Source organism: Ruoffia sp. FAM 24228, assembly GCF_045528575.1.
In the GTDB taxonomy this organism is placed as follows: domain Bacteria; phylum Bacillota; class Bacilli; order Lactobacillales; family Aerococcaceae; genus Ruoffia; species Ruoffia halotolerans.
Genome location: NZ_JBGQQZ010000020.1, coordinates 1 through 13,965 on the forward strand (window position 1 = coordinate 1; position 13,965 = coordinate 13,965).

A 13,965-nucleotide genomic window follows, 5' to 3' on the forward strand; every position below is an offset into this window, starting at 1 on the left:
AGCCAAGTGAATTCTCCTTTTAGTAATGTATGGTAACTTTATTATATAGGAATTCACTGGCTTTTGTGTACATACAAAAAAAGGTGTCAGTGAGATTTCTCTCACCAACACCAAAAATTCAAGAACCAAAATTTCCAAACCCACTTTTTTAATAGAGTAATTCAAGCAAAATAATTGTTGAAGCTAGCAAACCCATAATAGCTCGAATCGTATTCCAGCGAGTCCACTCACTAACAAATTCTTGCCAACTGGTCTCATTCGCCTCATTCTTCAGTCGATTGTTCCAGGGAACATTTTTCACAATGGTTTCTAAAAAGCTTCCGATAATATGTAGTAAACTACCCAGCCCAAACAAGGTAGAATTTATATTCATCAAAACCATGCGACCGCTAGTAAAGGAGATCCAAAGAACAACAGGAAAAACAGACTGTTCTGTATTAAATTATTGATTCGATTCATTATTCGAATACCAATACGAGCATCCTCTTCCTGCTTTAACACAGGCAGAATAGTATTAGAAAAAGTAAAATACAATCCATTGATCGTTGTGTTAAATTGAGTAAACATAATAACGGTTATGTTAGACCTCATTTGCTACTACCCACTGTTAAAGTGATTCTGAACCGGTTGTTGTTTGACTTTCATCTGTAGTTGCAGATTCATCCATTGACGAAGCGTTCAATGTTGACTCACTTGATTCAACTGAAGCATCGACTGTCTCTAAAGGAGTCGTTATTGTACTCACTTGATAGATACCATTCGTAGGGTATTCAAGCGTATCTGGTAACATACCACTATTATTCACTGTTAAACGTACTTGATCCGTATTAAAGAAATTCCCTAATGTCGTTACAATTGAAGCAATCACTGCTTGTTCTGAAGCTTCATGACTATTCAATACAGCTACTACCCCAGGTGAGAAGTCAATGATGACAACTCCTTCATTTAAAGTGACCGCTTGGACTGTAATCGTATCATCTAAAATGCCCATCTCTTTAAACATACTATCAAAAGCACTTGCGAAATTCCCGTTCGTTTGCCACGAGAATGCTGCTTGCCCAGGCTCAACCATCGCATCATCCGTTGTCGGCAACATCACTTCAACATTATTGATAATACGGTTCTCATGATAGATTGCTTGTGCTTGCCATACTTGCGTCACCGTACCTGCTTCGTCTGCTTCGACGGTCGCTACGACACCTTCATTTTGTGCATAATATTCGACTAAAGTACCTGATTCAAGTGTTGAAGTAACTTCAATCACATTCTCTAACTCCAGATCTCTTATCGTTGCTTGGCTATAGATCGCAGTAATCTCACTTGTTGTCGTTGCATCACGTTGCCAACTTGTACCAACTTGCAGGGGTGCTTGTAGCAAGAGTTCAGATTCCTGAGTCGCTTGGTTAGCCATCCCTGTTAGATGGTTCACATATGGATTTAATTCTGAACTTTCTTCTAGGCGAGTGATTTGTGAATTTCCCCAACTAAAGATATTCACGATGGGCGCTTGATCTGTTATCCGCGTCTCCACTTGCATCATGTTCAATGTTTGGTCCACGAAGTCAGGGTAGTCAACACGTGACGTCTCCCCATTACTATATTGCTTAATTTGATACATAACGTTTGGTAAGTAATCTTCAATATTTAACTGAACGGCGTCTTCTAAAGCTACCCAATCACTCGTATCGAAGCTTGTTAGGATCTGACTGTTACTTGCTTCATCAGGTTCTTGGCTTTGAGTGTCCTCACCTTCTGCACTTTCATCTTCTGTTTGGTTGCCTTCTAGACTTTGACGTTTCTCTTCAATAATACTTTGGTTCTCTTCGCTTAAGGTAATCATTGGTTCACTTGCACATCCGACGAGCAAGAAAGCGAGTGAGCTTAAAATAAGTTGTTTTAATTTCATAAGTATTCACATTCGTCTCCTCAAAATATTAATTTCATTATAGCATAGTCTTCTTCGTTGAGTAGAGTGTTGTGAGGAATTTACTAGATAATTTTATAGTAATAAAGTTTATATTCATTTATTAACATATTCGTTTGTAAAAATCTCATACTTAAGCTAGAATTATTAGGTTATTAAAATTATTAGGAGGCTATCATATGGTTAAAATTGGTATTATTACAGGTAGTACACGTAACTCACGTGTTAATTTACAAGTGGCAGAATGGATTTTAGAGTTTGCGAAAGCGCAGAATAATAACGCAGAATTCGAATTAGTGGATATTAAAGAGTTTGATCTTCCACGCTTTGACGAGGTTATTCCTCCTATTGCAACAGATGATCGTCCAAATCCTAACGTTAAGAGATGGTCTGATAAAGTGAAAGAATTAGATGGCTTTATCTTTGTTACACCAGAATACAATAAAGCTGTAACGGGTGGCTTAAAAGATGCGATTGATTACTTAGCAAGTGAATTCTTCCACAAAGCAGCTGGAATTGTGTCATACGGTGGACAATTAGGAATTAGCGCAAGTGTGATGATGCGTCCAATGTTAGGTAACTTAAAAGTTGCTGTTGTTGGTCCTCAAGTAACATTCAGTATGAACACCGACTTCGAACAAATGAGCACGTTTAAACCTGCTGATTACCATACAGATTCGATAAATAATATGTTAAACGATGTTGTTAGCTGGTCAGAAGCTTTACAAACAGTACGTAATAAATAATTATATAGAAAAAGCTGTCTAACTCTAAGTTAACAGCTTTTTTTGTGGAATAAAAAAACAGAACTCTTAGAAGTTCTGTGGTAGATGGATAACGATATTTGTATAAAATATGAGAGGTTTGGGGGGCTTCTAATATTTGAACAGACTCGTTATCGATATATCTGTTATAAGGGAATGGTTCCTTAAGGAAAAGTATATGCTGTTTATTCTGAGACACATTGGCTATGTCTCATTACGAATATGATAACACCCTTCATAACTATTTGCAACAGTTTTAATTTAAAAAATATCAATAAAAATATGCTTTCATTAAGTTTCCAAAGAATAAACTATAACAGTTATAATAAAAAGTGAAACAGCTTATTATCTGTAGTAATAAACATAAAATAAGAGCGAATCAACCTATGACAGTGCTTCGCTCTTATCTCACAGCTTTATTTATCTTTTATTTGATCTGTTTGATCGATTTCTCTAACAATGCGCGCAGGCGAACCCATAACTAATGAATTAGCTGGAATATCACGTGTCACAACACTTCCAGCTCCAATCACACACCCGTCACCAATCTCTACTCCTGGCATAATAGCAACATGGGCTCCAATCCAAACATTATTTCCGACGACAATCGGCGAAGCTTTCTCAAGCCCAATATTACGACTTGGATAATCCAATGGATGAGCAGCTGTATAGAAACCAGTGTTAGGACCGATAAAGACATTATTTCCAATTGTAATGCCACCACCATCCATGAAGTAAACATTACTATTAACAAATACGTCATGCCCAAATTGGGTAAGTGACCCATAATCACAAGTTAATGGACTAGAGATTCCAACGTTGTCTAACTTTTGCTGAAATAATTTTTCTTGAATGTCTTGTCGCTTTTCTTCTTCTAAAGGTGACGTTTGATTAAATTGAAAACACAAGTCTTGCGCAATTCTACGTTCTTCCACAAGTCCTTCGTCATAATTCGCGTCATACCACTCGCCATTTAGCATCTTTTCACGTTCTATCATAGTTTCCCCTCACATTTGTCTATTATTTTATTAAAAATGCCACAGTCTCGTAGGCTTTCAACGTGATTGAATCAGACATTACCTCTAAAGCGCCATTACCAATCAGTTTCTTAGCTGATAAGCCTTTGAATTCATCTGGTAAAGTTACTGTAACTTCGCTTGGATAGAAATGACTGAGGACTAATAACTTCTCATCTTCTAATTCACGCACATAAGCCATTACTTCTGGGTGATTTAATAATAACCCACGGTAAGTCCCATCACTTATCACATCGTATTCACGACGTAGTTTAATTAACTCTTGATAATATGAAAAGATTTGGCCATTCGCTAATTCATTAGTGGCATTCACTTCTTTATAATTCGGTGCGACATTTAACCAAGGATCGCCAGTTGTAAACCCTGCGTGATCACTGTCATCCCATTGAACGGGTGTACGACCGTTATCACGTGATTTCGCTTGAATAATCTCAAGAGCTTCCTCTTCTGAAACACCTTTATCTAAGAGAATTTGGTAATTGTTATGCGTTTCAATATCATTGTATTCTTCAATCGACGTATAATTAGGATTGGTCATTCCAATCTCTTCACCTTGATAAATATAAGGCGTCCCGCGTAGAAATTGAATAGTTTGAGCTAACATCGTCGCTGTTTCAATCGGATAGTTCTCAACATCTCCGAAGCGGCTATTCGCACGTGGTTGGTCATGATTACTTAAGAATAAAGCATTCCATCCGTCACCATCTGACATTCCTGTTTGCCATTCATCTAAAATTCGTTTTAACTCAAGAAAATCAAAGTCAGGATTGCTCCATTTCTCCCCATTTTCATAATCCACTTTTAAATGATGGAAATTAAATATCATACTTAACTCTTCTTCAGCCGGATTCGTGTAACGAACACCATTGGGTATGTTTGTCGATGACATTTCCCCGACAGTGACAATATCTTCACGTGTCCCAAAAGAGGCTTTATTTAATTCTTTTACCCACTGATGAACGATTGGTGTATCGGTATACAATGACTTTTCTTGAGCTGAACCTGGTTCTTCACTATCAACAAAAGGTAATTCTTTCCCAATCACATTGAGTACATCAAACCGGAAGCCTTTGACCCCTTTGTCTAACCAAAAGTTTAAGACTTTCTGCAATTCTTCACGCACATTTGGATTATACCAATTTAAATCTGCTTGGTGCACGTCATATAAGTGTAAATAATATAAATCAGTATCGCCGAATTTCTCCCAAGCCGGTCCACCAAATTTAGAATCCCAATTGGTTGGCAACGATCCGTCTTCTTTAGCTGGTTCTAAGTAGAAGAAATCTTGATAATATTGATCCCCTGCTAAAGCTTTTTGGAACCACTCATGTTCCGTTGATACATGGTTAAATACCATATCCATCATTAAATCAATCCCACGCTTTTGAAGCTCTTCCATTAACTCATCGAAGTCTTCCATTGTCCCGTAATCTGGATTGATTCCCGTATAATCACTCACATCATAACCATTGTCATATTGCGGTGAAGGATAGAATGGACTTGACCAAATCATATCAATACCAAGCTCTTTTAAGTAATCTAATCTTTTTATTATTCCTTGTAAATCTCCATAACCATCACCCGTTGTATCTTGAAATGATTTTGGATAGATTTGATACATTACACGTTTTGATAATTTCATTCTTAAGTTCCTCCTGTAATAAAAGAGCAGCAAGTTAGGATTAACTTGCTGCTTCTATTGTATATATAAACTTGCTTATGCTTCCTTCTCAGATTTGCTGTTAAAGAATGGGATATCGAAGTTTAATCCCGCATCTGTTAAGAAACCAACTTTGTGGAAGACTAGCGTTAAGATAAACGGCACAACTAAAGCCACTGCCATAGCAATCCAGAACCACATTTGTGAATCAATATGGATAACTAGGAATCCCGGTAAGCCCCCTACGCCAATTGCATTCGATTGAACATTAAATGTCGTCGAGATAAACCCTGCAATACCTGATCCAACCATCGCAGCAACAAATGGGTAAACATATTTTAAAGTTACCCCAAACATTGCCGGCTCTGTAACACCAAGATAAGCTGATACAGCTGAAGGAATGGTAATTTGAGACTCATCAACATCTTTTCGCGTTAACCACCAAACTGCCATTACAGCAGACCCTTGCGCAATATTAGATAAGGCAATCATCGGCCATAAGCCCGTTGTTCCTGTATCAGCAATCAATTGCGAGTCAATGGCATTAGACATGTGATGCAAGCCAGTAATAACTAATGGAGAGTATAAAGCACCAAATAAGAAACCAAATAAAGACTTTAATGGACCAGATAGTCCTGCTAATACAATCGTTGAGATGCCATCACCAATCCACCAACCAATTGGTCCAAGCACCGTATGCGCAAGAATAACTGCTGGTAATAGTGATAGGAATGGAACAAAAATCATTGATACCATTTCTGGAACAACACGACGCCAGAATTTCTCTAAATAACCTAACGCCAATCCAGCTAACATTGCTGGAACTACTTGAGCTTGATATCCAATCATATCTAACTGAATAAAACCAAAGTCCCACTGAGGTACTTCTCCCGATGCTAATGCCTCCGCAGCACCATAAGCATTCAATAATTGGGGTGAAACTAAAGTCAGACCCAGGACAATCCCTAAAATCTGAGTTGTTCCCATCTTACGTGTTACGGCCCATGTAATACCTACTGGTAAGAAATGGAAGATTGCTTCCCCTGGTAACCATAGAAAATGATTAATTCCATTCCAGAATACAGAAGACTCAGCAATCGTTTGACCGCCTAACCCTTCCCAAGCTACACCCTCCAAGATATTACGAAAACCTAAGATAAGTCCCCCTACAATAATCGCTGGAATAATTGGTGCGAAGATCTCAGCTAAGAACGTCATTGCCTTTTGCCACCACGATTGATTCGCTTCAGAGGCTTGCTTTACATCCGCTTTTGAAGCTTCTGAAACACCAGAAATCGCCGCAAATTCTTTATAAAATTCAGATACGTTATTACCAATAATGACTTGAAATTGACCTGCTTGCGTAAAACTCCCCTTGACAGATGGTATTGCCTCAATTGCTTGAATATCCGCTTCACTTGGATCCTTTAATGCAAAACGCATCCGTGTAGCACAATGCGTTGCAGCATTAATATTCTCTGCTCCACCAATGTGTTCTAACAGAGCTCTAGCATCTTGTTCGAAATTTGCCATAGTGTTCCTCCTTTTTACTTGTCTATACAACTTTACCTGACCCCTTTATTATATAGTGAAAGCGTTTGACTTGCAACTTATATGTGTCGTATTTTCGAATTTTTTGTAAAGAATCTGTAATAATTGAGATGTAACACAAAAAACTGCAAACACCTAAGGCATTTGCAGAAAATTCTTAGTATTGACGATTTACAAAGTTTGTAGATAGGAATTGATATTGTGAGCTTCCTTTAATGGTATAAATCTTCTCCCCATCTGTCTCTCCACTTAAGATATCGACATGTTCTACTCGAACTTGCTTCTCATCTTCAATCATACTCATGTACAATTGACTATTTTGTAAAGTATAGGCGATTCCTTTGAAGTCCAAAAACTCTCTATTCCAAAGTTCTTCGAAATCCTCCCCATCAAAATCATATTCATACATAGTCATAAGACTAGAAGGATCCTCGACCCCTTCAGTATGTGCCGTATCAATCTTCAAGTAATACAAATGATTTTCCCTAACCATGACCAAGTTCGTTTCACCATAAAATTCTTCATCATCCGTGGACTCAGAATTACTTACGACAATATCATTCACCTCAAGGGTAATGGGATCAATGACTGCCACTTCATAATTGTTATAAGAAGAGAGTTGGCTATGATTAACTGACAAGGAATCTGGATTAACGTGGCTTTTCAGTATGAGATGGAAATGAGGTTGATCTAATTGATAACCTGCATTCGATAGCGCATAATAGTCCGTTAAGTCTTCCTCAATACTCTCTTCATTCACTACCTCAGCGGTCTCTTTATTGATAGTTAATTGAGTCGTATGGGTAGGATTCCGTTCCATACCATCGATTGTCAACAATAGATAATAGTTGGAATCATCTTCAGCATAGCTAATAACTGAATAGTTAGAATCCTTATCTTCTCCTAAGTCATAACTCCCTTCAGTGAAAACCGAAGCGTCCTTATCCACGATCTTATAATCGAAGATTAAGCTATCATCATCTTGATCTCTCAGGTAGGAACTTTGATACCATAATTGAATGGAACTATTCGGATTAACTACCCCATATTCACGCAGATTAGGTCTATTCGTTAATGGAAATGCTGAATACACTTCATCATAGACAGATTGCATTAATGACTGTGAAGAATTGTAATCATTGATGAGGTGAGTGAACTTGCCATCTTGCTCCATGAAAGCAACATAACTAACTTCTTTGTCTTTGTCCTTCAATACAAATTCTAAGTCCGCCCAATTGATATCTTCATCTTGAGACTGGACTTGGATTGGATTGACCTGGGTCTGACTAACCCATATTACTATCACTACAAGGACCATAAGAATAATCCAAGATAGAGTTAAGGCATTTCTTTTCATATTCAACCCTCCTATATACTAATGTAATAATTCATGAACCAATACATCCATCCACTATGGATGATTAGATAGCCGACTAGGAATACGATAACCATTGTTGTCACTTCTGTAGTAGTCAATGGATTGCGAATCGATAGGAAGAATCCTATCAATAAAGCTAACATGATTACATCATAGACCAAAGTCAGACCTATTGTCTTAAGTAATCCATGACCTTTATAACTAAAGATCAAGATACAGTTATTCATCAAGACTAATAAGAAACAAATCCCAAAGCCATAGTTGAATAGGGCTGTCAAAGGATGAAGCGGAAATAAGATATAACTTATAGTAAATTGTTGAGCTATCTGAAGAAGAACCCCTAATCCTAAGTAATTATCTTGGAACACCATCTGAAGAATCCAATGGGTTACATAGAAAATCCCTAACTGTAACAAGAGTAGGCCCGACATCAGCAGTAATATGGTTGCTACTTTAGCAAAAGCAATCGGTGCTCGGTTCCCAGGTAAGATAAGTAAGCGGTACATATAATTTCCTTGAAAATACCATTCACGTAACCAGATAAAAACAGCATATAAGATTAAAGCAAAGGCTGCTCCTCCAATAACCATCGGATATAAACCAGATGAATCAAAAAAATCTGTTAAATAAAGTGCTACAGGATGACCTTCACGAACAGTCTGACGGTTTCTTATTATCATATTACCGATATTGAAAGCTTGGACTAAAAGCACACTAATCATGAGTAGGCCATAGAATATACGAGCGCGTCTCAACTCATCAGTTAATAAGTTTAAGAATTTCATTATCTATACACCTCCCGCATCTTATCCACAATACTATGCCCTTCTTCAAAACGGACTGATTCTGGATAGAATTCATTCACCACATGGCCATCTTTTAACATAACGACTTTGTCAATTAACATCTCAATATCATTAATCTCGTGGGTTGATATGAGAACACCTCGCCCTTCAATAATCTTAGAAGTAAAGACACTAGCAATCTCTTCACGCGTAAGAATATCAATACCAGAGAAAGGTTCATCCATAATAACGTAGTCTGTATCTAAGGACAGACCTAATAATAAGTTGACCTTGGCAATATTCCCTTTGGATAAGCGACTAATCTGATCATGGCGGTTCAGATGGAAGAATTCAATCATTTCATCCGCCCGTTTAGGATTGAATGAAGTGTAATAGGTTGCCATAAAATCAAGCGCTTGTTGAATGGTCATATGCTTCAAGACAATAATCTGATCTGGAATATAGGAGATACGGTTGAAGTCTTGGAAGCGAATCGCTTGGCCATCGATTAAGAATTCACCTGAATCATTAGGCAATAACTTCATTAAGAGATTCATTAAGGTAGTCTTTCCTGACCCATTCTCCCCAATCAAGCACGTAATCTCTCCTTTGTTGATAGTAAAGGACACATCCTTCAATACCTCTTTCTTACCGAAAGACCGACTTACTCCTTTAATCTCTATCATCTATACCACTCCTTTCCTCAATATATTCCCCTAAAGAGGCTAATAGTTCATGGGCTTCAATCCCAAGAGGTTGAATCGCATCATAGAACTGGACCATCGCATCATGTAACATGCTTTGTTTCAACTTTTCAATCACTTCTGTATTCATCGTTACAGTACTTGGTACATTTGGCTCTGACACAATAATCTCCTCCTCTTCAAGTTCCTTAAAGGCTCTCTGAACGGTATTAGGGTTAATCTTAAACTCTTGGGCAATCTCTCTACGCGAAGGGAGCTTATCCCCCGCCTTATAGTCTCCCACCACAATGATTTGCTTATAATGATGCTTCAATTGCTCATATATGGGGGACCGCTTATCAAATTCCATGGTCTAGCCTCCTCCCTAAAAGTGTATTATCCACTTAATACAATTCACAAGTGTATTATATGAGTAATACAGTTAGATGTCAACAAAAAATCCTGATAAACCTTTGAGGAGTTTATCAGGATATGGAAAGTCACTCTATTAAACTAACGTCATGGCTAATTCGACTTCATTGGTAATAATTCCTTCAATGCCTAAGTCTAATAAGGCTTGAATATGTTCTCTTTCATTGGCTGTGTAGGCATTAATGCCTACATTAAGGTCTTTACATTCCTTCACTATCTCAGGGTTCAAAAGAGCTGAGACGAACATAGGATGATAATGTTCCACCCCATATTTTTTGCAGTATTGTCCTGGATTCAATATGTTAGCTACTGTTAAGAAACCACATGCTATGTTCGAATCGATTTCTTTAATCGCTTGAATTGAAAAATGATTGAAAGAAGAGAAGATAACACGGTCTTCTAAGCCACGTTCTTTCACTAAGTCTACGGTAATGCCTGCCATCTCATCATAAGCAAAGTAAGATGTCTTCAGTTCAATATTAACCATAATATCGGTTGTCTGGAACCAGTCTAAAAACTCAACTAAAGTGGGTATCTTAATATTATCCGTACTCTCATCTTCTAAGTCTTCCATCCCATTACGGAATTCATACGTTTTTAATTCTTCTAAAGTCAGATTCGCGATGAAGCCTTGGCCATTCGATGTACGATCAATTTTTTCATCATGACAGATTACAATTTCTTTATCTTTAGTTAATTGAATATCTAATTCAATCCCTTGAGCACCGTATTCTACAGCTTTAGTAAATGCGAGCAAAGTGTTCTCAGGGAATCTTCCGCTATAACCACGGTGTGCAATTATTTTACTCATATCTTATAGGACTCCTTCTACTGAACGTGCAGTAAGAATTGTTTGTTGGCTCTCTTTATCAAACAATAAAGCTCTCGTTAAATCAAGTGAAATGTGTACTTCAGTCTCAATTGGAACCATACGTGGTGGGTTGAATCTGGCTGCACATTCACGTTTGGCAGATTCTAGGTCGAAATAAACAAAGGTATCTGAACCGATTTGTTCTACATTCTTAGCAAGGACAGTCACGGTATTCTCGTCTTCTGCAGTAGCTTGATAGTGAATATTCTCTGGACGAATACCTAGTAAGACTTCTTGACCTTGAATATCAACATGAATACGGTCAACCAATTCTTGAGGTAGGTAGATTTTTTTATCTGTGGCTGTGAAGAAGACATCACCAGCTTCTTTGACTAATCTACCTTCTAACATATTCATCTGTGGGCTTCCGATGAATTCTGCCACAAAGACATTGTCAGGGTTATAGTAAAGGTTAGCAGGTGTATCGAATTGTTCAACGTTCCCAACACTAATCACCGCAATACGCGTTCCCATTGTCATTGCTTCAGTCTGGTCATGGGTTACATAGACAAAAGTCGTTTGTAGCTTACGGTGTAAGCTGACAATCTCAGAACGCATGGTGACACGTAATTTTGCATCTAAGTTAGATAAAGGCTCATCTAATAAGAATACTTTAGGATTACGAACCATGGCACGACCTAGCGCCACACGTTGACGTTGACCCCCTGATAAAACTCCTGGCTTCTTATGCAATAATTCAGATAATTGTAAGATTCTTGCGACTTCATCAACACGCTTATATCGTTCTTGCTTATTCACACCCGCCATACGCATGGCAAAGGCAATGTTATCACGTACGGTCATATGGGGATATAAAGCATAGGATTGGAATACCATCGCGATATCGCGCTCTTTAGGAGGAATATTATTGACTAATGTATCACCAATATACATCTCGCCTTCAGAGATTCCTTCTAGACCCGCAATCATACGAAGAGTCGTAGACTTTCCACATCCTGAAGGACCTACTAAGACGATGAATTCCTTATCTTCTATGTCTAGATCAATATTTTTCACTGCTTTGTAGCCATCTTCATAGATTTTAGCTACTTTTTTTAATTGTAATTTTGCCATTATTAACTTTCTCCTTAAAAATGATTATCCTTTAATAGCTCCAGAAGTTAATCCCTTAACCATATTACGTTGTCCGACAATGAATATGGCTAAACTTGGAATCATACAGATAACAACTCCGGCAACCATCAATACCATTGATTGTGAGTCGACACTGTTCAACATAGAGATACCAATCTGTACCGTTCTGTTGGCATCATTATTCGTTACTAAGAGTGGCCACATATACATATTCCATCCAGATAAGAAGGATTGTACGGCCATCGCACCAATGGTTGGTTTAATTAATGGAAGAACCATAGTGAAAGCAAAGCGAACATCACTACAGCCATCAATCTTAGCTGACTCATAGACTTCATACGGGAAATTCTCTAAAGCTTGTACACATAAGAAAATATTAAAAGCAGAGACTACAAAAGGAATAATTAATACGATTAACGAATCTGTAATTCTCCAGCTAGAAACCATTAAAAATTGCGAGATAATCACCGCTTCACCAGGAATCATCATCGTTGATAAGATGAGACCATAGACAATGCCTTTTCCTTTGAATTTCAAAAATCTAAAGGCAAAAGCGGCTAAGACAGACGTCGTAATCTGTAATAAGGTAATGGATACTGCTACGATTAAAGAATTAGTAATATAACGACCAATCGGTGCAATATCAAACACATCCACAAAGTTAGTCAATGTCGGATTCTGCGGGAATAGGATACTACTAGGATCATATAATTCCCCGGCTGGCTTAATAGCCATTAAGAAAGCATAGATTAATGGGAACATGGTGAATAACCACGCGATAATATTTAATCCCACTAAAGCAATACGTCCTATGCGTTGACGACGAATATATTTCTTCTCAATAGAATTTGATGTAGCTTGCATTAGTTATTAGCCCCCTTTTTGAATCGGAACATGATAATGGTGAGTACCATAACGATAACGAATAAAATAACCGACTCTGCTGAGGCAAAGCCATAACGATAGTTCATGAAGGCATTACGATAGATATCGTAAACAATTACGTTAGTTGATTGACCCGGTCCACCTTTAGTTAAGATATTAATCTGTCCGAAACCTTGGAAAGCATTGATAACATTCGTCACAATGACAAAGAATAAAGTTGGCTTAAGAGAAGGTAAAGTGATAAATAAAAATTTTTGTAAGCCATTAGCTCCATCAATAGATCCACTCTCATATAATGACTCATCAATACTTGCAAGTCCTGATGAAAAATATAAGAAATTCATCCCACTATTCAACCAACCTGTTAGGATACCTACTGCTAATAAGGCTGTATCGGGTGTTGCTAGATAATTAGTAAAAGTACCTAAAACACGGTTCACAATCCCTACCGTCGGATTCAACATGACTTGGAAAATCATGGCCATCCCTGCAGATGCAATCGCCATTGGCATCGCATAACTTGTACTAAAGAATTTGATACCTGGGAAAGTCTTCTGACAAAGTAGAGCTGTTAAGAATCCAATGGATACACCCACAACTACCACGATCAGTACGAAGTGTAATGTTACAAGAACACTATTCCAGAAACTACTTGATGTTAATAATTCTTGATAGTTACCTAATCCTAAGAACTGAGCATTCTCACCCATATTGTTAGTTAAGAACGAACTTCTATAGATAGTTTGGATAAAAGGCCAAAACATAAATAAACTCAAAATAATAATTGCTGGAAGAAGATAAGCATAGCCTTTAATGCGATCTTTTAAAGGACGTTCTTCTTTGATGATTTTTGCTTGTTCCATAGTTTCTCCTTAATCTTTAAATAAAAGAAAAGCTAGG

General features: G+C 37.6%; 13 protein-coding genes and 1 pseudogene. 1 reads left to right on the forward strand and 13 read right to left on the reverse strand.

Going from position 1 to position 13,965, the window contains the following annotated elements; genetic code table 11:
- Positions 1-148 precede the first annotated feature (148 nt).
- Positions 149-427 (reverse strand): annotated as a pseudogene (locus tag ACEN33_RS05040) (anthrone oxygenase family protein); the annotation flags it as partial.
- A 180-nt stretch (positions 428-607) separates the two neighbouring features.
- Positions 608-1,906: a GerMN domain-containing protein gene (locus tag ACEN33_RS05045; protein ID WP_407094672.1), complete on the reverse strand. Its 1,299-nt coding sequence runs from the start codon at positions 1,904-1,906 to the stop codon at positions 608-610.
- 197 nt (positions 1,907-2,103) lie between these two features.
- Here ACEN33_RS05045 and ACEN33_RS05050 point away from each other — a divergent pair, with 197 nt between their 5' ends.
- A complete protein-coding gene (locus tag ACEN33_RS05050) occupies positions 2,104-2,670 on the forward strand; it encodes an NADPH-dependent FMN reductase (RefSeq protein ID WP_407094673.1) in 567 nt (188 codons plus the stop codon).
- Positions 2,671-3,104: 434 nt separating this feature from the next.
- Here the strand turns inward: ACEN33_RS05050 and ACEN33_RS05055 are convergent, their stop codons facing one another.
- The 11 genes from ACEN33_RS05055 to ACEN33_RS05105 form a co-directional block, all read right to left on the reverse strand.
- A complete protein-coding gene (locus ACEN33_RS05055; RefSeq protein ID WP_407094674.1) occupies positions 3,105-3,686 on the reverse strand; it encodes a sugar O-acetyltransferase in 582 nt (193 codons plus the stop codon).
- A 22-nt stretch (positions 3,687-3,708) separates the two neighbouring features.
- Complete coding sequence (treC, locus tag ACEN33_RS05060; RefSeq protein ID WP_407094675.1) at positions 3,709-5,367, reverse strand: alpha,alpha-phosphotrehalase; 1,659 nt, start codon at positions 5,365-5,367, stop codon at positions 3,709-3,711.
- 75 nt (positions 5,368-5,442) lie between these two features.
- A complete protein-coding gene (treP, locus tag ACEN33_RS05065; protein WP_407094676.1) occupies positions 5,443-6,918 on the reverse strand; it encodes a PTS system trehalose-specific EIIBC component in 1,476 nt (491 codons plus the stop codon).
- A gap of 175 nt (positions 6,919-7,093) precedes the next feature.
- Positions 7,094-8,293 (reverse strand): hypothetical protein, encoded by a 1,200-nt coding sequence (locus ACEN33_RS05070; RefSeq protein WP_407094677.1) that lies wholly within the window; start codon positions 8,291-8,293, stop codon positions 7,094-7,096.
- Between the two features lie 11 nt (positions 8,294-8,304).
- Positions 8,305-9,099 (reverse strand): hypothetical protein, encoded by a 795-nt coding sequence (locus ACEN33_RS05075; RefSeq protein WP_407094678.1) that lies wholly within the window; start codon positions 9,097-9,099, stop codon positions 8,305-8,307.
- Positions 9,099-9,785 (reverse strand): ABC transporter ATP-binding protein, encoded by a 687-nt coding sequence (locus ACEN33_RS05080; protein WP_407094679.1) that lies wholly within the window; start codon positions 9,783-9,785, stop codon positions 9,099-9,101. Before ACEN33_RS05080 ends, ACEN33_RS05075 begins: the two co-directional genes overlap by 1 nt.
- Positions 9,772-10,152 (reverse strand): GntR family transcriptional regulator, encoded by a 381-nt coding sequence (locus ACEN33_RS05085; RefSeq protein ID WP_138403777.1) that lies wholly within the window; start codon positions 10,150-10,152, stop codon positions 9,772-9,774. The genes ACEN33_RS05080 and ACEN33_RS05085 overlap by 14 nt, the downstream gene beginning before the upstream one ends.
- 138 nt (positions 10,153-10,290) lie before the next feature.
- Entirely contained in the window at positions 10,291-11,025 is a 735-nt protein-coding gene (locus ACEN33_RS05090; protein ID WP_138403776.1) for a glycerophosphodiester phosphodiesterase, read from the reverse strand.
- Between the two features lie 3 nt (positions 11,026-11,028).
- The gene (locus ACEN33_RS05095) at positions 11,029-12,159 is read right to left on the reverse strand and encodes an ABC transporter ATP-binding protein (RefSeq protein ID WP_407094680.1); all 1,131 of its coding nucleotides are present in this window, start codon (positions 12,157-12,159) and stop codon (positions 11,029-11,031) included.
- 24 nt (positions 12,160-12,183) lie between these two features.
- On the reverse strand, positions 12,184-13,044 hold the full coding sequence (locus tag ACEN33_RS05100; RefSeq protein WP_407094681.1) for a carbohydrate ABC transporter permease: 861 nt from the start codon (positions 13,042-13,044) through the stop codon (positions 12,184-12,186).
- A complete protein-coding gene (locus tag ACEN33_RS05105) occupies positions 13,044-13,928 on the reverse strand; it encodes a carbohydrate ABC transporter permease (protein ID WP_407094682.1) in 885 nt (294 codons plus the stop codon). Before ACEN33_RS05105 ends, ACEN33_RS05100 begins: the two co-directional genes overlap by 1 nt.
- Between the last annotated feature and the right edge of the window lie 37 nt (positions 13,929-13,965).